This window comes from Streptomyces sp. NPDC052016 (assembly GCF_044548445.1).
Taxonomy (GTDB): Bacteria; Actinomycetota; Actinomycetes; order Streptomycetales; family Streptomycetaceae; genus Streptomyces.
On record NZ_JBIUBX010000030.1, the window covers coordinates 94,239 to 115,120 of the forward strand.

The window sequence follows — 20,882 nt, forward strand, 5'->3', positions numbered from 1 at the left end:
CGATGAAATACGCCTGAGACGATTTTCAGGAGGTCCGGGGAACCGAACGCGAATTCACACAGAATTTATGACGGGAAAAACGGGAGGGGCCCGGGAAGCGGTGACACGCTTCCCGGGCCCCTCGGAGGGACCGGAGGTCCGGTTACTGCACGATCGTGATCCGGTTGGCCGCCGGAGGAGCGATCGGGGAGGCGGCCGAGGAACTGGCCGTCAGGTACTGCTCCAGAGCGGCCAGGTCGTCGGCGCCGACCAGGTCGTTCGTGCCCTGGCCCAGCGTGGTGAAGCCGTCGCCGCCGCCCGCGAGGAAGCTGTTCGTCGCGACGCGGTAGGTGGCGGCCGGGTCGACGGCCGCGCCGTTCAGCCTGATGGAGTCCGTGACGACCCGGTCGGCGCCGGTCTTCGTCAGGTCCAGCGTGTACGTCAGGTTGGCGGACGGCTGCAGGATCTTGGGCGCGGCCGCGTTCGAGCCGCTCACCTGCTCCTTGAGCACCTGGATGAGCTGGGCGCCGGTGAAGTTCTGCAGGTTCACGGTGTTGGAGAACGGCTGCACGGTGAAGCCCTCGGCGTACGTCACCACGCCGTCGCCCTCGGTGCCCTTGGCCGCGTAGGTCAGGCCGGCCCGGACGCCGCCCGGGTTCATGAGCGCGAGGTCCGTCTCCGCGTCGAGCTTCTTGCCGTACCAGAGCTGCGCGTCCGCGATCAGGTCGCCCATCGGGGACTCGGTGCCCGAGTTGGGGACGTCACCGGAGATGTAGCCGATCGGGCGGTTGCCGATCGGGGCGGCCAGCGCGTTCCACTTGCCGATCAGCTCGGTCATGTCCGGCGCCTTGGCCACGGTCCGGGTGACCACGTGGTTCGCCGACTTCACGGCCGTCCGGGCGATGTCACCGGTGAAGCGGTCGTACGTCAGCGTGGTGTCGGTGTAGAGGCGGCCGAACGACGCGGCCGAGGTGACCGTACGCGGCTTGCCCGACGGGTCGTTGATGGTGCACGCGTACGCGGCGTGGGTGTGGCCCGTCACCAGGGCGTCGACCTGCGGCGTGATGTTCTTCGCGATGTCGACGATCGGGCCGGAGATGCCGTCGCCCGCGCCCGGCGCGTCGCAGTTGTAGTTGTACGAGGTGGAGGCGGGCAGACCGCCCTCGTGGATCAGCGCGACGATCGACTTCACGCCCTGGCGCTGCAGCACCTTGGCGTACTTGTTGATCGTCTCGACCTCGTCCTTGAACTTCAGGCCCTTGACGCCCTCGGCGGAGACGACTCCCGGCGTGTCCTCCAGGGTGACGCCGATGAAGCCGATCTTGACGTCCTTCTTCTTCCAGACCCAGTAGGGCTTCAGGATCGGCTTGCCGGTCTTCTCGTTCAGCACGTTCGCCGCGAGGTACGGGAAGTCGGCGCCCGCGAAGCCCTCGTCGGTGTAGCAGCCGTCCGTCGGGTGGCAGCCGCCGTTCTGCAGGCGGGCCAGTTCCTTGGCGCCCTCGTCGAACTCGTGGTTGCCGACGGACGTGACGTCCAGCTCCAGCTTGTTCAGCGCCTCGATGGTGGGCTCGTCGTGGAACAGGCCCGAGATGAGCGGGGAGGCGCCGACCATGTCGCCGCCGGCCGCGGTGATGGAGTACGCGTTGCCCTCGCGGGCCTGGCGCAGGTGCGTGGCCAGGTACTCGACGCCACCCGCGTCGACCGTCTTCGTCGTGCCGTCCGCCTGGATCTCGGTGACCCGGCCGGAGGAGCCGGACGGCGGCTCCAGGTTTCCGTGCAGGTCGTTGAAGGACAGCAACTGCACGTCCTGGTAGCGGCTGGGAAGCGGCTTGGCGTGCTTGCTGTCGTGCGCGCCCGCCGGGAGCGCGGCGGTCAGGGCGCCGGCGGTGGCCAGACCTGCGGCCGCCGCGAGCAGCCCGTACGTACGGCGTCTGCGGCTCGGAAACGACTGGGAAGTGGCTGGCATGCGCCCCCCTGTGGTGTCGGCAATGGTGTCGGCTTCCCCCCGGCCGGGCCGGCTCTGGGAGGCGTGTGAGACAAGTGGCCCCGTCGGGCGGCAGCCTAGAGTCAACGCGCGTAGCGCGACAGGGGGTTCATGGTTACATCCTGGTTTCCCTTTGCCTCCGCTTGCCGTCCGGTGTGCCTCTCCGCTCGCACTCCGCTCCCTCTTCGCTCCCCGTTCCGCTTGCCGCCACTTTGCGCCGCCCGCCCCTTACCCTCGTACGCATGACCAGCGACGACACCGCACGGACCCACGGCTCCCGATCCATCGAGACCTACTCCGCGCTCTCCCCCGAACAGACCGAGGCCGTCCTCGCCCTGCTCGCGGACGCCGCCCGGAACGACGGCCAGCAGGCGGTGTCCGAACAGGGCCGGCTGCAGTTGCGCGGTGGAGCACGGGAGGGCGTCGCCCATCTGCTGCTCACCGTCGGCGACGAACTCGTCGGCTACGCCCAGCTGGAGGACACCGATCCGGTCGAGGCGCCGGCCGCCGAACTCGTCGTCGGCCCCCCGTACCGCGGGCACGGGCACGGCCGCGCGCTCGGCGCGGCGCTGCTCGCCGCCTCCGGGAAGCGGCTGCGGATCTGGGCCCACGGCGGCCACTCCGCCGCCCGGCACCTGGCGCAGGTCCTGGGGCTGACGCTGTTCCGCGAACTCCGGCAGATGCGGCGCTCCTTGACCGACCTGCAGTTGCCCGATCCGGTGCTGCCGGAGGGCGTGACCGTCCGCTCCTTCGTTCCCGGGCAGGACGACAGCGCCTGGCTCGCGGTCAACGCCGCCGCCTTCGCCCACCACCCCGAACAGGGCTCCCTCACCCAGCGCGACCTCGACGACCGCAAGGCCGAGCCCTGGTTCGACCCCGCCGGCTTCTTCCTCGCCTTCCGCGGCGACGAACTGGTCGGCTTCCACTGGACCAAGGTCCACGCCGAGGAACAGCTGGGCGAGGTCTACGTCCTCGGCGTCGCCCCCGGCGCCCAGGGTGGTGGCCTCGGCAAGTCCCTGACCACGATCGGCCTGCGGTATCTCGCGGCGCAGGGGCTGCCCACGGCCATGCTGTACGTCGACGCGGACAACAAGGCGGCGGTGTCGGTGTACGAGCGGTTGGGGTTCGTCACGCACGAGACGGATCTGATGTACCGCACGGAGACGTGAGCACGGTGCCGGAGGCGCGGGGGCTCGTGGGGCCGCTGCCGTGGGTGCCGGCGCCCGGGGCTCGTGGGGCGGTGCCCCCGAGTCGGAGGCCGAGGCCCGCGCCGGTCGGGCCAGGGCGCACCGGGCCGTAGGTGTGGCGGTCCTCGGCCGTCATCCGCGCCCTGCCGGGGGCTGCCGCCTCCGGTCCCCCGCGTCAGCTCCCGAACCGCCGCTACGGCCGACGCCCTGTCCGGGGGGCCTCGTCCTCAAGCGCTGGACGGGCTGAAGAAACCCGCTCGGCGCCGCAAGGGCTCCGGAGTGCCCAGTGCCGTCGCCGCCACGGTGACGCCCAGGACCACCGTCCATCTCGCCTGTGTCGCCTCCCACCACGGCTCCCCGGGTACGGCCGACAGCCCCCACCGCTCGGGCACCAGCAGCACCAGCGCCGCAGCGACACCGAGCCGGAGCACCGTCGCCCTTCCCACTTCCGCCGCGTCCGTGAAGCGGACGGCGACGGTCGCGAGGGCGAGCGCGGTCGCGGCGACGGCAGCGGCCTCGAGGGTGGCCGGACCGAGGGGTGGGCGGGCCTGACCGGGTATGAGGAGCAGGGTCGTCGCCCACCACAGGGCGAGGAGCGGAGCGACGAGCGCCAGCCGCAGGCCGGCTCGGAGCGGGCGGCCGACCGGGGTGGTCGCCGTCGTGTGGCGGGCGGGGTCGTCCAGCAGGAAGGCGAGGCCCAGCGCGCCGCTCAGCGCGATCAGTCGCAGCACACCCAGGGTCGAGCCCTCACCCGGTGCCCGCTCCTCCCACCGCAGAGCCGCGGCGAGCAGCAGTCCCGAACCTCCTGCCACGCCCAGCGCCCGCCAGGGGAGCGTCCGCCAGAGCGAGGGGACGAGGGAGCGGAGCAGGGCCGGACCGAGCATCCGCCCGGCGCCGGGGAGCCCCGACGTGCCGCGCTGCGCAGGTCCGGCGAAGCGGCCCGGTCGACGCCCTTCCTTCCGGGCCCCGCCCTTCGCTACTCCTCGCATGATTCCTGCCCCTTCGGCACCGGGACGCCCAGCAGCTTCGCCGCCTCGGCGGTGGAGGTCTTCGACGACGTCAGTTCCGTCCAGTGGGCCTTTACCCGGGCGGAGATCTCCGCCCGCGGGCGGGTCAGCAGCTCACGGACGACCGTCGTCTGCTGTTTCGTCAGAGAGAGACCGTTCGTCGGGGCCAGGACCAGGCCGGACCCGGTGGTGCTGTCGTCCAGGCGCACGTCCTTGAACGTCGACAGGGGGGTGGGATCGGTGCCCAGGACCAGCCACATGATCGTCACCGGCCTGGCGTCACACAGGGTCTGGGCCCCGTCCTCGGAGCCCGCCACCAGGACGGAGGCGACGCCGACCGCGAACTCGGGGACGCGGTTGCCGCCCCAGCGGGTGCCGACCGTCACCTCGGCGGGGTGGGTGGAAGGGGTCAGCGAGGTGTCGACCTCCACGCCGCCGCTGGTGTCGATGCGCTGGCGCACGGTCAGGCGCGTCCCGGCCGCGTTGCCGCCGGCCGCGGACTGGACGCGGTCGACCACGCGGGCCCAGTCGTCGCGCACGCCGTTCCACTCGGGGAAGGAGCAGTACGTAGACCTGCCGTGCGTGGTGCAGGACTGGACCTTCTGCGGAGTCGTGGACGCCGTCCGCCGGGCCGCCTCCAGGGCGGCCGTGTCGCGCGGGATCTGGCCGATCACGCCGACGGTGGTGGCCGCGAGGGCCAGGGCGGTCGCCGTACTGACGGCGCGCGTGCGGCCGCCGGAGCGCAGGAGGGCCGCGCAGACCACCAGGACGCACAGGCCCGCGACGTACAGCGCGTGCCAGGCGGCCGGGCGGCCGAGCAGGTCGGAGGGGACGGGGTCGTCGCCGCCGGCGATGTCGAGGGCGGCGACGGGGGTGAGCCGGTTCACCCAGGCGCTGTCGGCTCCGGCCGCCGAGGCGGTGAAAATCAGCAGATACGCGGCGACCACGAACAGTATGGGCGTGAAAGGGGAGGGCAGCAGCCGGGCCAGCAGGACTCCCGTGACGCCCGCCAGCAGGACGGTCAGGGGGCCGACGGCCAACTCGCCGAGCGAGCCGTGGCCGATCGCGCCGGGCTTCAATGCCTCCCGGGCGAACTCGACCGTGACGACGACCGCCGTGAGCGCCGCGAACGGCACCGCGGAGAGCAGGTGGGCGAGCGTGCGCCGCCAGGGTTCCATGGGCAGGACGTCGAACTGCTGCACCGTGCCGTGCTTGCGCGAGCGCAGGGCTGCCGCGTTGGTGCAGACGAGAAGGGCGATGGCGAACAGCAGCGGTGCCGTCTGGGTCTCGCGGTCGATCATGTGGAGGACGGGGAAGTCGTCCATGCCGTCCTGGCGCATCAACCGCACGGCGACCAGGGTGACGTAGAGAGCGAGGAAGACCAGCACCGGGATCTGGAACAGCAGTTCGCGGGTCTCGAAGCGGGCCAGGGCGAGGACCGCGCCGGTGCGGCGGGGGCGGTGGGACGGGGCGGGGAGCGCGGGGACCGCGTCCTCGACGGGCGTGATGGTGGTGTTCATGCCGTCACCGTCCTGCTCTCGCCGTCGAGGGCGAGCAGGTAGCCGTCCTCCAGGGTGGGTTCGAGGATGTCGGCGCCCTGCGGGGGGTCGCCGATGTTGCGGAAGGTGCCGGCGCCGGTGCGCCAGCCGGCCAGGGCGTCCGGGTCGCGTTCCGTGCTGCTCCAGACCCGGCCGGCCGCGCGGGCGGTCAGCTCGACGGGGGTGCCCTCGAAGCGGACACGGCCACGGGCGAGGACCACCACCCGATGGCAGAGCATCGCCACGTCCTCCGTCTGGTGGGTGGACAGCAGCACGGTGCGGCCCTCACCGGCCTCGGCGACCAGCTCACGGAATCTCATGCGCTGTTCGGGGTCGAGGCCGACGGTCGGCTCGTCCAGGACGAGGAAGCCGGGGTCGCCGACGAGCGCGGCGGCCAGGGCGACGCGCTGCCGCATGCCCCCGGACAGCCGCTTGAGGCGCTTGCCGCGCACCCCGGAGAGGTCCACGGCCTCCAGCACGCGCCGCACCTCTCGGTGCCGTGCCCCACGGTCGGTCAGCTCCTTGAGGATCGCCACGTAGTCGACGAACTCGAAGGCCGTGAAGTCGGGGTGGAAGCCGGGCGTCTGGGGCAGATAGCCGAGCGTGCGGCGCAGGGCCAGACGGCCGGCCGCCGTGCCCGGGTCGTGGTCCAGAACCGTGAACTCGCCCCGGTCGGGCGGAACGGCCGTGGCCAGCACCCGCAACAGGGTCGTCTTCCCGGCGCCGTTGGGGCCGAGCAGTCCGGTGACGCCCCGGGTCAGTCGCAGCGAGACGCCGTCGAGGGCGTGGGTGCCGCCGTAGCGCAGGGACAGGCCGGTGGCCGTCACGGTGGTGGGCGCGGTGGTCATGCGGGGCTCCTTGAAGTCCGGTCGGTAGGCGGGGGCGGGAGACGGTGTCACAGGGCGCCTCCCTCCGGGAAGCCGCCGACGGGACGGACGTCGAAGCGGTCACGGGTGCGGTGCAGCAGCACGGTGGCGAGGGCCGCGACCGCCGCCGCCGCCGACTGTCCGGCCGCCGTGAAGGGGGCGGGCGTGCCCTGGGTGTGCAGATGGGCCATCACCAGCAGCGTCAGCCAGGCGCCGCCGACCAGGGCGGGCGCGAGGACCGGGCCCAGCCGGGGGGTCAGCGCCAGGCCCGTCGCGGTGAGGGCGAGCGAGGGCAGCAGCCAGGCCAGGGCCAGCAGCCCGTACTCCGGCAGGGCGAGGGTCGCCAGGCCGTTGAACGCCAGGCCGGCGGTGAGCACCGCGACCGTGCGGATCATCAGCAGCCGGAAGCCGTGCATCGGGGCGACGACGGCCATCTCGTACGACGGGTCGAGCGACGGACCGTAGGAGAGGGCCACGCCGGCGAGCGGCAGCAGCGGGGCGAGGGCGAGGAACAGGGCGGGCCGGTCCGCCAAGTGGACCGCGAGGACCGTCATGACCAGCAGGGACAGCACCGCCAGCAGCCAGGAGCGGCGCAGCACCGGGGTCGCCGTCAGCAGCCGCGCGGTGTGGTCGGCCACGCCGAACCGCATCAACAGCCGCTCGCTCAGGCCCGGCCGGGGCGCGTCCAGCTCGGCGTCCAGCCGCTCCCAGCCGGCGTCCAGCGCGACCGGGTCGACGGCGTCCGCGAGCCGGGCCCGGCACCGCGCGCACCCCGTGAGGTGCGTGTCGGCGGACCACAGCAGGGGCGGCGCCAGCTCGCCCCGCGCATACGCACGCAGGTCCTCCTCTGCCACATGCCACGTCATGCCAGCGCCTCCTTCAGCCGCTCGGCCCCCGCGCACCCGCGCGGGCCCTGTCCGTCGCCGAGACGTGTCACGCCGGCGTGCCTTCCGGTCGCCGCGGGACTCCGGAACCGGCGCCCTTCGCGCACGTACCGCCTCATGCCAGCGCCTCCCGCAGTTGCTTGCGGGCCCGCTGGGCCCGCGTCTTGACCGTGCCCGCGGGGATGCCGAGCAGGACGGCCGCCTCCCGGGTGGTGAGCCCGTCGATGACGGTGGCCTGCAGGACCGCCCGCAGCTCCGGGGAGAGGCGGGTGAGGGCCCCGGCGAGGTCCCCGTGCTCCACCCCCGCGAGCACGCGGTCCTCCGCCGAGACCTCGTCGCGGTGGCGCAGCCGGGCCAGGGCCTGACGCAGACGGCCGCGCGCGCCGTCGCCCCGCATGGCGTCGACGAGCCGGCGTGCGCCGATGCGCCACAGCCAGCCGGCGGCATCGCCGGAGGGACCCTCCTCGCGGTAGCGCGCGGTGCCCCGCCACACCGCGAGGAAGGTCTCCTGCACGACGTCGTCGACTATCCCGGCGTCGGCGCAGCGGCTGCGCATGCGCGCGGTCAGCCACGGCGCGTACCGCCGGTACAGCTCCTCGAAGGCGTGACGGTCCCCGTCTGCCGCGATGGCCCGCAGCAGCTCCCCGTCGCTTCTCGTTTCGCTCACATCCCCTCATCGGACGAGCCCCGCCGATCGGTTCACGATCCGGCCCACGATTTTTCCGCCCCTGCTCAGCGCGAGCGTCCACCACTGCTCAGCTGCGATTTCGGCCGTCGTCGACCGGGATTCCGACCGTCCCGGGCCCGACTCCCGGCCGTCCACCGACCGCCACCCCCGACCCGACTCCCGACCGTCCCGGGCCCGACTCCCGGCCGTCCACCGACCGCCACCCCCGACCCGACTCCCGACCGTCCCGGGCCCGACTTCCGACCGTCCACCGACCGCCACCCCCGTCCCGACTCCCGACCGTCCGCCGACCCGGAGCCCGCCTTCTTCTCGACCGGCTTGACGTATCCACCGCCCTTGCACCACCCTTTCACTACTCAATTAGTGAAAGGGTGGTTGTCGACGTGGTCGAATACCGCATCGACCGGCACAGCGGCGTGGCCACCTACGTCCAGATCGTCCAGCAGACGAAACAGGCCCTCCGCCTCGGCATGTTGCGCCCCGGCGACAAGTTGCCGACGGCCCGGGAGGTCGTCGAAGCGACCGCCATCAACCCGAACACCGTGCTGAAGGCCTACCGCGAGCTGGAACGCGACGGGCTCGTCGAGGCCCGCCGCGGCCTGGGCACGTTCGTACGGCGGGGGCTGAGCACCGCCCCGGCGGACTCGCCCCTGCGCACGGAGCTGGACGCCTGGGCGGCCCGGGCCCGGGCCGCCGGCCTGGACCGCGACGACGTGGCCGCGCTCTTCACCGCCGTACTCGACGAACACTTCGCCGGAAACCTCGCCGGCCAGGACCAGCACTCCCAGGGGGATCCCTCATGACCGACACCGCCATGGCGGCAACCGCGCTCGGCAAGCGCTTCGGCCGACGATGGGGCTTCCCCCGTGCGAGCCGAGCCGGGACCGGGGAAGGCTGGGCGCTGCGCGACTGCACGTTCCGGTTGCCCGCCGGGCGTGTCTGTGCCGTCGTCGGCCCCAACGGTGCGGGCAAGTCCACGCTCCTCGCCCTCACCGCCGGAGTGCTGGCCCCCACCGAGGGCACGGTGACCGTCCTCGGCACGGACCCGGCGTCGGCACGCGCGCGTGTCGGCTACGTCGCCCAGGACAAGCCGCTGTACCCGCAGCTCACGGTCGCCGAGACGCTGCTCGTGGGCGCCGATCTCAACCCGGGCCGCTGGGACGCCGAAACCGCCGAGCGGATCGTTTCCGCAGGCGCTCTCGACCCCAAGGCGAGGATCCGCGCCCTCTCCGGGGGCCAGCGCACCCGCGTCGCCCTCGCCCTGGCCCTCGGCAAGCGGCCGGAACTGCTGCTCATGGACGAGCCGATGGCCGACCTGGACCCGCTCGCCCGGCACGAGCTGATGGGCACGCTGATGGCGCAGGCGGCGCAGCACGGCACCACGATCGTGATGTCCTCGCACGTCGTCGCCGAACTGGAGGACTCCTGCGACCACCTCCTCCTGGTCGGCGGCGGCCGGATCCGGCTGGCCGGCGAGATCGACGATCTGCTCGCCGCCCACGCGCGCGTGAGCGCGCCCTCGGAGTCGGCGGACCTGACCCCGCACACGGTCGTCGAGTCCCGTGTCACCGGCCGCCAGACCAGCGCGCTGCTGCGCCCGTCCGGGCGTCTCCCCGACGCCTGGCGCCCCATGCCTCCGTCCCTGGAGGAACTCGTCCTCGCCTACCTGCGCAACCCCCAGGCGGTGCCGCTGGTCCCCGCGACACCCGCCGAGGAGACCGCCGCATGACCGTCCTCGCCGCTCCCGCCCCGGAGACCAGCGGGAAGCCGGGCCCCGGCCCCACGCGCGCCCACCTGCGCTGGCTCCTGCGCGTGCACCGCGCCGGCCTCATCGTCTGGACCGCGCTCGTCGTTCTGCTCGCACTGGCCCTGCTGTGGCTGTGGGGGCCGCTCACCGACGCGGCCGCCGAGAGCTGGCGGCAGTACAACGCCTGCCCGTTCGACGCTCCCTGCCGCTACTACCAGGAGCCGATCCTCCGCTACAAGGACGTGTACGCGTACACGACCGCCGCCCTGAACCTGATCCCCTTCCTCGTCGCCGCCTGGTCGGGCGCCGCCCTCGTCGGTCGCGAGCTGGAGAGCGGCACCGCGCACCTCGCCTGGACCCAGGGCCTCTCCCCGCTCCGCTGGCTGACGGTCAAGCTCAGCGTTCCGGCCGCCCTGGTCGCCGTGGGCACGGGCCTCACGGTGCTGCTGCACCGCCTGGCCTGGCAGGCGGGCGAGGGCCGTATCGACACCGCCGAGGACTGGTACCAGAACCTGACGCTGCACGCCAACGGCCCCACCACGGTCGCCCTCGCCCTGGCCGGCCTCGCCGCCGGCGCCCTCGCGGGCCTGCTGCTGCGCCGTACGCTGCCCGCACTGCTGACCGGCCTGGTCCTCGCTGGCGCCCTGCGGGTCCTGGCCGACTCCGCCATGCCGCACCTGTGGCCGGCCCACACCCGCGTCACCAGCATCGCCACCGGTTACGCGTACGACGGCGTCCAGGTCGACGCGGGCGTCGTCACCTCCACCGGCGCGCGCCTCGCCGACCCCGGCTGCGGACCGTCGCTCGTCGAAGGCTGCGGCGCCGTCTACGCCAAGCTCGACGTCACCGGCTTCTACGTCACCTACCACCCCGAGTCCCACTACTGGCCCCTCCAGCTCACCACCACCGCCCTGCTCCTGGCCCTCGCCGCCGCCCTCACCCTGGCCGCCTTCCTGCTGCTGCGACGGTCGACGGCCACTCCCCTCGCCCCCCGGGAGGCCGCCGTATGACCGCCGTCGCCCCCGCCGTCACCCGCGGCGGCACGAACACGGGACCTGGGCCCGGCTGGGGCACCGTCCGCACCGTCCTGCGGGTGCACCGGGCGGCCCTCCTCGTCTGGGGCGCGCTCGTGCTGGGCCTGAGCGGCTGGCTGGTGTGGCTCGCCTCGGTCACCGCCGACGAGGGGCGCGCGAACCAGGAGGCCTGTGAACGCGCCGGCCGGCACTGGTGCGACCTGACGTTCGGCACGTTCGGCTTCAGCGAGCCCGTCGGCTGGATCGCCGTGCTGACCGCCCACGTCTTCCTCGCCGTCGCCGCGTTCGCCGGCGGGGCGCTGATCGGCCGTGAGCTGGAGAGTGGCACCGCGCACCTCGCCTGGACCCAGGGCGTCACGCCCGCCCGCTGGCTGACCGCAAAGCTCGCCGTGCCCGCGCTCGCCGTGGCGCTCGGCGCGACCGCCCTGGTGCTGGTGTTCCGCTGGGTGTGGACGGCCAACCAGGACCTCCTGTGGGTCACCGGGTGGATGCAGGGCGAGGTGTTCGTGGCCCGCGGCCCGGTCACGGTCGCGTACGCCCTGTGCGCCCTGGCCCTCGGCGTCCTCACCGCGCTCCTGCTGCGCCGTGCCCTGCCCGCGCTCGGCGTCTCGTTCGCCGCGACGTGGCTGCTCGCCCTCTTCCTGGCGGACCGCCGCGCCTCCCTGTGGCCGGCGGCGTCCCGCACCTCCGCGACGCAGGTGGTCGACCCGCCCGACGGCGCGTGGAGGCTGGAGACGGGGGCCGTGGTCCACGGCCGCCGCGTGCCGAACGTCGAGTTCTGGCGGTGCGACGGCAAGGGCGCCGAGGTCTGGCGGCGCTGCCTGGAAGACAACGGCGTCACCGGCTTCTACACGACGTACCACCCCGAGTCCCACTTCTGGCCCCTCCAGCTCGTGGAGACCGGCGTCCTCCTGGCCATCGCCACCGTCGCCACCGCGGCCGCGTACCAGGTACTCCGCCACCGCACGGCCTGAGCGGACCATCGCCCCACGGCGGCCCTGCGCCACCCACCCCGGACCCCGGCCCAGGGCCATGGCTGCGCGTCCGGGCCGCGAACCGCGCCCAGCAGGCCACGGGCCTGCCGGGTCCGCGCCCGCACCTCGGGCCCCGGCGTGGGGCCACGGGTGAGGGCTCAGGCCACAGACCGCGCGCAGCAGGCCCCCGCCGGGGCGGCACCATGCACCGCGCACCCCGGCCAAGGGCCATAGGTGCGCGCTCAGGCCACGGCCAGCACGCAGCAGACCCAGCCCTCCGCCGGGGCCCGCGCCCCGCACCCCCGCACCCGGTGCGGGCTCGGCCCCCGGCCACAGGCGCCCCCCAAGGCACCCGCACCCCGCGGGGCCGCCCGCCAGCCCCGCACCTCGGCACCCCGGCCAAGGGCCACCGGTGCGCGCTCAGGCCCGAGACCGCGCCCAGCGACCCGAGACCCCGCCGGACCGCACCCCGCACCTCACACCCCGGCCAAGGGCCACCGTTGCGCGCTCAGGCCCGAAAACCGCGCCGCAGGCCCCAGGCCTCGCCGGGGGCCGCGCCCCGCACCCCGCCCCGTGCGGGCTCGGCCCCGGCCACCGCAGGCGCCCCCCGAGGCCCCCGCACCCCGCGGGGCCGCCCCCCGATATCCCACACGCCATGTCTCCGTAACCGTCGGTTCAGACGGCCTTGCGACGCTCGGTCAATGAACGCCGCCGTGCCCGAGCCTTCGCCACCCCCCGGGGCACCTCGCCCCGAGGGAAGCGCCGCCGTGCTCCCGCCCGCACGTTCTGACGCGCCTGTCACGCCTCTGGCGCGGAAGAATGGGTCCATGAGCCAGCCGAACACCCAGGCACAGGTCCAGCACGCGCAGCCCTCCGTGGGCTCCATAGCCGCGCACCGCCCGCACACCGTGGCCGCCGCGGTCTCCGACCTGGAACCCGACATCGATGCCGACCTCGACGCGTACGAGGAGGCGCAGCGGGACGGGGCCCAGCTGCCGCAGGGTCGTTTCCTCGACCGGGAACGCAGCTGGCTCGCGTTCAACGAGCGCGTACTGGAGCTCGCCGAGGACCCGAACACGCCCCTCCTGGAGCGGGCCAACTTCCTCGCCATCTTCGCGAGCAACCTCGACGAGTTCTTCATGGTCCGGGTGGCCGGACTGAAACGCCGTATCGCCACCGGCGTCGCCACCCGCTCCGCCTCCGGCCTCCAGCCCCGCGAGGTCCTGGAGATGATCTGGGCCCGCTCCCGCGAGCTGATGGCCCGGCACGCCGCCTGCTACCACGAGGACGTCGCGCCCGCCCTCGCGGAGGAGGGCATCCACCTGGTCCGCTGGAGCGAGCTGACGGAGAAGGAGCAGGCCCGTCTCTTCACGCTCTTCCGGCACCAGATCTTCCCGGTCCTGACGCCGCTGGCCGTCGACCCCGCGCACCCCTTCCCGTACATCTCGGGTCTCTCGCTCAACCTCGCGGTCGTCGTACGCAACCCCGTCAGCGGCCACAAGCACTTCGCGCGCGTCAAGGTCCCGCCGCTGCTGTCCCGCTTCCTGGAGAGCTCCCCGGGCCGCTACGTGCCCCTCGAGGACGTCATCGCCGCCCACCTGGAAGAGCTGTTCCCCGGCATGGAGGTCCTGGAGCACCACGCCTTCCGGCTCACCCGCAACGAGGACCTGGAGGTCGAGGAGGACGACGCCGAGAACCTCCTGCAGGCGCTGGAGAAGGAGCTGATGCGGCGCCGGTTCGGGCCGCCGGTGCGCCTGGAGGTCGAGGAGTCCATCGACCGCGAGGTGCTCGACCTGCTCGTACGCGAGCTGAAGATCAGCGAGGCCGAGGTCTACCCGCTGCCGGGTCCCCTGGACCTCACCGGCCTCTTCCGCATCCACGGCCTCGACCGGCCCGAGCTGAAGTACCGGAAGTTCATCGCCGGCACCCACCGCGACCTCGCCGAGGTCGAGTCCGCGTCCCCGCCGGACATCTTCGGCGCGCTGCGCAGCCGGGACGTGCTCCTGCACCACCCGTACGACAGCTTCTCCACCTCCGTCCAGGCCTTCCTGGAGCAGGCGGCCGCCGACCCGGACGTCCTCGCGATCAAGCAGACCCTGTACCGGACCTCCGGCGACTCCCCGATCGTCGACGCGCTCATCGACGCCGCCGAGTCCGGCAAGCAGGTGCTCGTCCTGGTCGAGATCAAGGCCCGTTTCGACGAGCACGCCAACATCAAGTGGGCGCGCAAGCTGGAGGAGGCCGGCTGCCACGTGGTCTACGGCCTCGTCGGCCTGAAGACCCACTGCAAGCTGTCCCTGGTGGTCCGCCAGGAGGGCGAGACCCTGCGCCGGTACAGCCACGTCGGCACCGGCAACTACCACCCGAAGACGGCGCGGCTCTACGAGGACCTCGGCCTGCTCACCGCCGACCCGCAGGTCGGCGCGGACCTCTCCGACCTCTTCAACCGGCTCTCCGGCTACTCCCGCCGCGAGACGTACCGCAGGCTGCTCGTCGCCCCCAAGTCCCTGCGCGACGGCCTGGTCTCACGGGTCGACAAGGAGATCCAGCACCACCGCGCCGGACGTCCCGCCTACGTCCGCGTCAAGGTCAACTCGATGGTGGACGAGGCCGTCATCGACGCCCTGTACCGGGCTTCCCAGGCCGGTGTGCCCGTCGACGTCTGGGTGCGCGGCATCTGCGCGGTGCGCCCGGGCGTGCCCGGCCTGTCGGAGAACATCCGGGTCCGCTCGATCCTCGGCCGCTTCCTCGAGCACTCCCGTGTGTTCGCCTTCGGCAACGGCGGCGAGCCCGAGGTGTGGATCGGCAGCGCGGACATGATGCACCGCAACCTCGACCGCCGTATCGAGGCCATGGTCAGGGTCACCGACCCGGCCCACCGCGCCGCGCTGAACCGGCTGCTGGAGACCGGAATGTCGGACACCACCGCCTCCTGGCACCTCGGCCCGGACGGCGAGTGGACCCGGCACGCCAACGACGGAGACGGCGGGCCCCTGCGCAACGTCCAGGAGATGCTCATAGACGCCCGGAGGCGCCGGCGTGGCACAGCAGCACCATGACCTGACGGACTCCGCGGCCGGGCCCGTGACCACGGGGGACGCCCTCGAGGCCTATCTGCGGGCGCAGGCCACGGGGTTCCTCCGCGCCCTGCGCCTGTACCGGGAGACCGGCGGTGCGGCGAACGGCTCGGCGGGCACGGGGGAATCCGTCGACGCGGCCCGCGCCCTGCGCCGCTCGGCCCGCCGTATCAGCGGCAGCCTGCACACCTTCCGCCCACTCCTCGACCCCGGCTGGTCCGAGGAGATCCGCCCCGAACTGGCCTGGGTGTCGGGCACCCTGGCCCTCGAACACGCCTGCGAGGCCCGGCTGGAACGCCTGCTGCTGGCCCTGCACCGGCTGTCGGGGGCCACGGCGGTCCCGGTGCAGACGGCCACGGCCGGGGCCGCGGGGGTGGCGGGGCGCTCGCGCGGTTCCGGCGTGGAGCCGGGCGCGGGGGCCGGTACGGGGACGGGGACCCCGGCCGAGGCCGACGCCATGACGTCCGCGGGCGCGGCGCCGGGGGTTCCGGACGGCCTGGGCGCGCTTCCCCCCGCGGGCGCCGTCCCCGGCGCGGCCGCCGCGTCCGCGGCCGCGTCCGTGGCCGTGGGCCGCCGTGCCGCCGGGCCGGGTCCCGTCCAGCAGAAAGCGGCTGCCGGTCATCCCGCACACCCTGCCGTCCCGGACCGCGGCAACCTCACCGTGGGCGCCGCGAAGGCGGGCGCCCTCCTCGACCGCCAGCTCACCCTCGCCCGCACCCGCGCCCACTCCACCGCCCTGCAGGCTCTGGGGTCGAGCCGTTTCCACGCCGTGGCGGACAAGGTCGCCGTCCTGGCCAGCGAGGTCCCCCTCCTCGCCTCCGCCGCCACCACCGACCTGCGCCCCCTCGCGGCCGCCGCCGAGGAACGCCTCAGGGACGCCGTCTCAGCGCTCCCCCTGGTCACCGCGGGCCTCCCCTACAACGCGGAGGCCCTGGTCCACGGCCTGTCTCCGGACCCCGCCCCGCATCCGCACGACGCGCCCTGGCACCAGGTCCGCCTCCTCCTGCGTCTGCACCGCTACGCCCTGGAGGTCCTGCACGGCGGCGCCGACAGCGCCCCCCTCGACGTACGGCTGCTCTCGGCGGGCCAGGCCCTCGACCGGCACCGCGACGCCTCGGAGGCGGCGGCCGCCGCGGCCCAGGCGGCCCGCACCCCGCGCATCGCCCCCGCGACGGCGTACGCGCTCGGCGTGCTGCACGCGGACCAGCGGCACGATGTGGAGGCGGCCCGGTATGCCTTCCAGCGCTCGTGGCAGAAGCAGACCATCGGCACGAGTACGTCGTAGTCCAGCGTTCCGGAAACCCCTACGAACGGAGGCGGTGACCCCGGTGAGCTCCCCCCACGACACCCCCGTCCAGGCAGCCGGCTGCGTCCTGTGGCGCCGTTCGCCTGCCGACGGCGACCTGGAGGTCTGTCTGGTCCACCGGCCCAAGTACGACGACTGGTCCCACCCCAAGGGCAAGCTGAAGCGCGGTGAGGACGCACCGGCCGGGGCGGTGCGCGAGGTGGCCGAGGAGACGGGGTACACCCCACGCCTGGGCGCCTCGCTCCCCACGGTCCGCTACATCGCGCAGGGCCGCCCCAAGGAGGTCCGCTACTGGGCGGCCGAGGCGGTCTCCGGCGGTTTCACCCCGACCGACGAGGTGGACCGCATCCTGTGGCTGTCTCCGAAGGCGGCCCGCAACCGCCTCACCCAGCCGAGGGACCGCACACTCGTGGACGCCCTGCTGTCCGCCCTGCACCTGACATAGCCCGGCCGGCGGGTAGTCCGGCCCACGGGTAACCCGGCGCGCGGGTAACCCGGCGCGCGGTGTCCGGTCCGCAGTCAGCCCGGCTCGCAGGTCTCCGGCCCGCACCGTGTCCGGCCCGCAGCAGCCCGGCCCGCACCGTGTCCGACCCGCAGCAGCCCGGCCCGCACCGTGTCCGACCCGCAGCAGCCCGGCCCGCACGCTGTCCAGTCCGCCGCGTGCATCGCCGCGGCTCGGCCGACAACCCCCGCGCGCCGACACGGCCCGCCGCCACCGCCCGCACCCGCGGCCCGCAGTCACCCGCACCCGGACGCGTGTGTGCCGCCACCACCCGCGCCCGCCACCACCCGCGCCCTGACACGGCCCGCCGCCACCCCCTGCGCCCGCGGCCACCACCCCTCACCTGGTCAAGCGCCCACCACCGCCCGCGCCCGACGCGCTCCTCCCCCTCCCCCGGACACGGCGTCCGCACAACGCCTCCCGACACGGCCTCCCGACAGGGCGTCCCGACACGGCCTCCCGACAAGGCCTCCCGACAAGGCATCCCGACACGGCGTCCGGTCGGGGCGTCCCGACGGCGGGAACGCCCCGTCCGGCATCGCACCGTGGCCTCGACGTGAGCGTTCCGTGACCTAACCGCACCGTCCACAGGGGTTCACCCCCCGTTCATGTGCGCCCGTAGGCGGCTTCACCTGATCTGCCTAATTTCAGCCTTACGCGGTGCGGCACGCGACCTGACGGACGCGTTCGCGCCACCAAGACTTCGCGCACGCCGCCGGATTCAGGACGGCGGCTCCTGGAAGGAATTCCCTCAAGTGAAGCTTCAGCGCATGAACCGGCGGGCCCTCACCCTCGGTGCTCTCGCCGTCTCCGGCGCCCTGGCCCTCACGGCGTGCGGCTCCGACGACACCGGCTCCGGCAATGGTGACAACACGTCCGCCGCGGCCCCCGCCGCCGGTTCCATCAAGTGCGACGACGCCAAGGGCCAGCTGCTCGCCGACGGCTCCTCCGCGCAGAAGAACGCGATCGACGCCTGGGTCAAGAACTTCACCCAGGCCTGCAAGGGCGTCCAGGTCAACTACAAGGGCTCCGGCTCCGGCGCCGGTGTCACCGCGTTCACCCAGGGCCAGGTCGCCTTCGCCGGCTCCGACTCCGCGCTGAAGCCCGAGGAGATCACCGCCTCCAAGCAGATCTGCTCCGGCGGCCAGGGCATCGACCTGCCGATGGTCGGCGGCCCGATCGCCGTCGCCTACAACGTCTCGGGCGTGGACAACCTCGTCCTGGACGCCTCGACGATCGCCAAGATCTTCGACGGCAAGATCACCAACTGGAACGACGCTGCGATCAAGAAGCTCAACCCCGAGGCCAAGCTCCCGGACCTGAAGATCCAGCCGTACCACCGGTCGGACGAGTCCGGCACCACGGACAACTTCACCAAGTACCTGATCGCCACCGCCAAGGCCGACTGGCCCTACGAGGGCGGCAAGGCCTGGCAGGCCAAGGGCGGCCAGTCCGCGGCCGGCTCCTCCGGTGTCGCCCAGGGCGTGAAGCAGACCAACGGCGCCATCGGCTACATGGAGCTGTCGTACGCCAAGGACGGTCTGGGCACGGTCGCCATCGACACCGGTGCCGCCGCTCCGGTCAAGGCCTCCTCCGACGGCGCGACCAAGGCCATCGCCGACGCCCAGGTCGTCGGCACCGGCAGCGACCTCGCGCTGAAGATCAACTACGCCACCAAGGCCGACGGCGCCTACCCGATCACCCTGGTGACGTACGAGATCGTCTGCGACAAGGGCAACAAGGCCGACAGCCTGCCCGCCACCAAGGCGTTCCTGCGCTACATCGCCAGCGAGGAGGGTCAGGGCATCCTCTCCGGCATCGACTACGCGCCGATCCCCGACACCATCATCGCCAAGGTCCGCACCACCATCGAGGGCCTGAGCTGATCTGAAGGTGCGGTCCGGCGCCGGGACGACCGGTCCGGACCGCACCGTCCGGTGCACCGCCGCCAGGGGCCGCCCGCACACCCGGCCCCGCCCGAGCCGCCCGTACCGAGCGGCTCCGCAGACCGGAGAATCCATGGACATTTCCACACAGAAGCCAACAGACGTAGTCCCTCCCCCGCTCGCTCCGCCGACCCCGGCCGAGCGGAAGCGCGCCGCCCGCGGCGCCACCCGGCCCGGTGACCGGATCTTCCTCGCGCTCTCCCGCGGGTCGGGCATCCTGCTGCTGGCGATCATGGCCGCGATCGCGGTCTTCCTGACCTACCGCGCGAGCCTCGCCATCAGCAAGGACGAGGCGAACTTCCTCACCGCCTTCGAGTGGAACACCAACCTCGTACCGCCGAAATTCGGCATCGCCGTCCTCGCCTTCGGCACGGTGGTCTCCTCGGTCATCGCCATGGTCATCGCGGTTCCGATCGCCGTCGCCATCGCCCTGTTCCTCACGCACTACGCCCCGCGCCGGCTGCGCGGCCCCATCGCCTACGTCATCGACCTGCTCGCCGCCGTGCCGTCCATCGTGTACGGCCTGTGGGGCGCGCTGATCCTCGTACCGCAGCTCGACGGCCTGTTCGGCTGGCTGAACGACTACCTCGGCTGGACCGGGATCTTCTCCTGGGACGAGGGCGCCCCGCGCTCGATGCTGACGGTCGGCATCCTGCTCGCCATCATGATCCTTCCGATCATCACCAACGTCAGCCGCGAGGTCTTCCGCCAGGTCCCGCAGATGCACGAGGAGGCGGCCCTGGCGCTGGGCGCCACCCGCTGGGAAGTGATCCGCATGTCGGTCCTGCCCTTCGGCCGCTCCGGCGTGATCTCCGCGTCGATGCTCGGCCTCGGCCGCGCCCTCGGCGAGACGATGGCGGTGGCCACGGTGCTCTCCCCCGACTTCGACATCCACGCCAGCCTGCTGAACCCCGGCGGCGGCACCTTCGCCCAGAACATCGCCAGCAAGTTCAACGAGGCGACGGAGTTCGGCCGCGACGCGCTCATCGCCTCCGGTCTGGTCCTGTTCGTCATCACCCTGCTGGTCAACGGCGCGGCCCGCGCGATCATCGCCCGCCGCAAGGAGTACTCGGGGGCCAACGCATGAGCCACGCCGTCGTCACCGACAAGCGCCCCGGCACGCTGCGCGGCGCCAGCCTCCCCAAGTGGAGCCCGTGGGCCATCGCGGCCGGCTCGGTCGCCGTGGCCGTCGGCATCGGCCTCGCGGCCGGCCTGCACAGCCGCATCCAGTGGGGCCTGATCGCCGGTCTCCTCTTCGTCCTCGCCACCTACGGCATCGCCGCCCGCGTCGAGGGCCGCCGCCAGGCCAAGGACCGCATCGCCACGGCCCTCGTCTGGGTCGCCTTCCTCCTCGCCGTCATCCCGCTGGCCTCCCTGATCTGGGCGACCGTCCAGCGCGGCGTGAAGGTCCTGGACGTCTACTTCCTGACGCACTCCATGGGCGTCGTCGCGGACTCCGAGCCGGGCGGCGGCATCTACCACGCCATCCTCGGCAGCCTGGAGCAGGTCGGCCTCGCCACCCTCATCGGCGCCCCGATCGGCATCCTCACCGCGATCTACCTGGTGGAGTACGGCCGCGGCAACCTGGCCAAGGCGGTCACCTTCTTCGTGGACGTCATGACGGGCATCCCGTCGATCGTCGCGGGCCTGTTCATCCTCAGCCTCATGCTGATGTTCGACATGCAGCCCTTCGGCTTCGCGGGCTCGCTCGCCCTGGCGATCCTGATGATGCCGGTGGTCGTGCGCTCCACGGAGGAGATGCTCAAGCTCGTCCCGAACGAGCTGCGCGAGGCCTCCCTGGCGCTCGGCGTCCCGAAGTGGCGCACGATCCTGAAGGTGGTCGTCCCGACCTCCATCGGCGGCATCATCACCGGCGTCATGCTGTCCGTGGCCCGCATCGCCGGCGAGACGGCTCCGGTCCTGCTCCTCGTCTTCGGCAACCCCTTCATCAACGCCAACCCCTTCGAGGGCGCGCAGGCGTCGCTGCCGCTGTACATCTACCAGCAGTACGCGCAGAGCGCCGGCTCCCAGGCGGCCTACGACCGCGCCTGGGCCGCATCGCTCACGCTGATCGCCTTCGTGATGATCCTCAACATGGTGGCCCGCGGCATCGCCCGCTGGAAGGCCCCGAAGACCGGTCGCTGACCGCGGCCCGGCGACCGA

General features: G+C 73.2%; 17 protein-coding genes. 11 read left to right on the forward strand and 6 right to left on the reverse strand.

Going from position 1 to position 20,882, the window contains the following annotated elements; all coding sequences use genetic code 11:
* Positions 1-142 precede the first annotated feature (142 nt).
* Complete coding sequence (locus ACIHAR_RS32290) at positions 143-1,945, reverse strand: bifunctional metallophosphatase/5'-nucleotidase (protein WP_400022898.1); 1,803 nt, start codon at positions 1,943-1,945, stop codon at positions 143-145.
* A 260-nt stretch (positions 1,946-2,205) separates the two neighbouring features.
* Between ACIHAR_RS32290 and mshD the strand changes: the two genes are divergently transcribed.
* On the forward strand, positions 2,206-3,132 hold the full coding sequence (gene mshD, locus ACIHAR_RS32295; protein WP_365466466.1) for a mycothiol synthase: 927 nt from the start codon (positions 2,206-2,208) through the stop codon (positions 3,130-3,132).
* Positions 3,133-3,377: 245 nt separating this feature from the next.
* Here mshD and ACIHAR_RS32300 read toward each other — a convergent pair whose 3' ends face one another.
* The 5 genes from ACIHAR_RS32300 to ACIHAR_RS32320 all read right to left on the reverse strand — a co-directional run bounded on the left by ACIHAR_RS32300 (position 3,378) and on the right by ACIHAR_RS32320 (position 8,112).
* Positions 3,378-4,139, reverse strand: a complete 762-nt coding sequence (locus ACIHAR_RS32300; protein ID WP_400022899.1) for an ABC transporter — start codon at positions 4,137-4,139, stop codon at positions 3,378-3,380.
* Positions 4,127-5,677: an ABC transporter permease gene (locus ACIHAR_RS32305; RefSeq protein ID WP_400022900.1), complete on the reverse strand. Its 1,551-nt coding sequence runs from the start codon at positions 5,675-5,677 to the stop codon at positions 4,127-4,129. The genes ACIHAR_RS32300 and ACIHAR_RS32305 overlap by 13 nt, the downstream gene beginning before the upstream one ends.
* Positions 5,674-6,543 (reverse strand): ABC transporter ATP-binding protein, encoded by an 870-nt coding sequence (locus ACIHAR_RS32310; RefSeq protein WP_400022901.1) that lies wholly within the window; start codon positions 6,541-6,543, stop codon positions 5,674-5,676. Before ACIHAR_RS32310 ends, ACIHAR_RS32305 begins: the two co-directional genes overlap by 4 nt.
* A gap of 47 nt (positions 6,544-6,590) precedes the next feature.
* The gene (locus ACIHAR_RS32315; RefSeq protein WP_400022902.1) at positions 6,591-7,427 is read right to left on the reverse strand and encodes a zf-HC2 domain-containing protein; all 837 of its coding nucleotides are present in this window, start codon (positions 7,425-7,427) and stop codon (positions 6,591-6,593) included.
* A 133-nt stretch (positions 7,428-7,560) separates the two neighbouring features.
* On the reverse strand, positions 7,561-8,112 hold the full coding sequence (locus ACIHAR_RS32320; protein ID WP_365466475.1) for an RNA polymerase sigma factor: 552 nt from the start codon (positions 8,110-8,112) through the stop codon (positions 7,561-7,563).
* Between the two features lie 404 nt (positions 8,113-8,516).
* On the opposite strand from ACIHAR_RS32320, the gene ACIHAR_RS32325 reads away from it, so the two are divergent.
* The 10 genes from ACIHAR_RS32325 to pstA all read left to right on the forward strand — a co-directional run bounded on the left by ACIHAR_RS32325 (position 8,517) and on the right by pstA (position 20,864).
* Entirely contained in the window at positions 8,517-8,936 is a 420-nt protein-coding gene (locus ACIHAR_RS32325) for a GntR family transcriptional regulator (RefSeq protein ID WP_365466537.1), read from the forward strand.
* Entirely contained in the window at positions 8,933-9,862 is a 930-nt protein-coding gene (locus ACIHAR_RS32330; protein ID WP_365466477.1) for an ABC transporter ATP-binding protein, read from the forward strand. Before ACIHAR_RS32325 ends, ACIHAR_RS32330 begins: the two co-directional genes overlap by 4 nt.
* On the forward strand, positions 9,859-10,890 hold the full coding sequence (locus ACIHAR_RS32335; RefSeq protein ID WP_400022903.1) for an ABC transporter permease: 1,032 nt from the start codon (positions 9,859-9,861) through the stop codon (positions 10,888-10,890). The genes ACIHAR_RS32330 and ACIHAR_RS32335 overlap by 4 nt, the downstream gene beginning before the upstream one ends.
* Positions 10,887-11,888, forward strand: a complete 1,002-nt coding sequence (locus ACIHAR_RS32340) for a hypothetical protein (RefSeq protein WP_400022904.1) — start codon at positions 10,887-10,889, stop codon at positions 11,886-11,888. Before ACIHAR_RS32335 ends, ACIHAR_RS32340 begins: the two co-directional genes overlap by 4 nt.
* An 827-nt stretch (positions 11,889-12,715) precedes the next feature.
* Complete coding sequence (locus ACIHAR_RS32345) at positions 12,716-14,947, forward strand: RNA degradosome polyphosphate kinase (protein WP_365466482.1); 2,232 nt, start codon at positions 12,716-12,718, stop codon at positions 14,945-14,947.
* Positions 14,928-16,250, forward strand: a complete 1,323-nt coding sequence (locus tag ACIHAR_RS32350) for a CHAD domain-containing protein (RefSeq protein WP_400022905.1) — start codon at positions 14,928-14,930, stop codon at positions 16,248-16,250. The genes ACIHAR_RS32345 and ACIHAR_RS32350 overlap by 20 nt, the downstream gene beginning before the upstream one ends.
* Positions 16,251-16,293: 43 nt before the next feature.
* On the forward strand, positions 16,294-16,716 hold the full coding sequence (locus ACIHAR_RS32355) for an NUDIX hydrolase (protein WP_400022906.1): 423 nt from the start codon (positions 16,294-16,296) through the stop codon (positions 16,714-16,716).
* An 812-nt stretch (positions 16,717-17,528) separates the two neighbouring features.
* Complete coding sequence (gene pstS / locus ACIHAR_RS32360; RefSeq protein WP_365466488.1) at positions 17,529-18,659, forward strand: phosphate ABC transporter substrate-binding protein PstS; 1,131 nt, start codon at positions 17,529-17,531, stop codon at positions 18,657-18,659.
* 133 nt (positions 18,660-18,792) lie between these two features.
* A complete protein-coding gene (pstC, locus tag ACIHAR_RS32365) occupies positions 18,793-19,806 on the forward strand; it encodes a phosphate ABC transporter permease subunit PstC (RefSeq protein WP_400022907.1) in 1,014 nt (337 codons plus the stop codon).
* Positions 19,803-20,864, forward strand: a complete 1,062-nt coding sequence (gene pstA / locus ACIHAR_RS32370; protein WP_365466492.1) for a phosphate ABC transporter permease PstA — start codon at positions 19,803-19,805, stop codon at positions 20,862-20,864. Before pstC ends, pstA begins: the two co-directional genes overlap by 4 nt.
* Positions 20,865-20,882: the final 18 nt, after the last annotated feature.

What these genes read in the sequence shown, in the direction of transcription:
- ACIHAR_RS32290 (WP_400022898.1), bottom strand. Translation starts at nt 1,945, where the DNA reads ATGCCAGCCACTTCCCAGTCGTTTCCGAGCCGCAGACGCCGTACGTAC.
- mshD (WP_365466466.1), top strand. Translation starts at nt 2,206, where the DNA reads ATGACCAGCGACGACACCGCACGGACCCACGGCTCCCGATCCATCGAG.
- ACIHAR_RS32300 (WP_400022899.1), bottom strand. Translation starts at nt 4,139, where the DNA reads ATGCGAGGAGTAGCGAAGGGCGGGGCCCGGAAGGAAGGGCGTCGACCG.
- ACIHAR_RS32305 (WP_400022900.1), bottom strand. Translation starts at nt 5,677, where the DNA reads ATGAACACCACCATCACGCCCGTCGAGGACGCGGTCCCCGCGCTCCCC.
- ACIHAR_RS32310 (WP_400022901.1), bottom strand. Translation starts at nt 6,543, where the DNA reads ATGACCACCGCGCCCACCACCGTGACGGCCACCGGCCTGTCCCTGCGC.
- ACIHAR_RS32315 (WP_400022902.1), bottom strand. Translation starts at nt 7,427, where the DNA reads ATGACGTGGCATGTGGCAGAGGAGGACCTGCGTGCGTATGCGCGGGGC.
- ACIHAR_RS32330 (WP_365466477.1), top strand. Translation starts at nt 8,933, where the DNA reads ATGACCGACACCGCCATGGCGGCAACCGCGCTCGGCAAGCGCTTCGGC.
- ACIHAR_RS32335 (WP_400022903.1), top strand. Translation starts at nt 9,859, where the DNA reads ATGACCGTCCTCGCCGCTCCCGCCCCGGAGACCAGCGGGAAGCCGGGC.
- ACIHAR_RS32340 (WP_400022904.1), top strand. Translation starts at nt 10,887, where the DNA reads ATGACCGCCGTCGCCCCCGCCGTCACCCGCGGCGGCACGAACACGGGA.
- ACIHAR_RS32345 (WP_365466482.1), top strand. Translation starts at nt 12,716, where the DNA reads ATGAGCCAGCCGAACACCCAGGCACAGGTCCAGCACGCGCAGCCCTCC.
- pstC (WP_400022907.1), top strand. Translation starts at nt 18,793, where the DNA reads ATGGACATTTCCACACAGAAGCCAACAGACGTAGTCCCTCCCCCGCTC.
- pstA (WP_365466492.1), top strand. Translation starts at nt 19,803, where the DNA reads ATGAGCCACGCCGTCGTCACCGACAAGCGCCCCGGCACGCTGCGCGGC.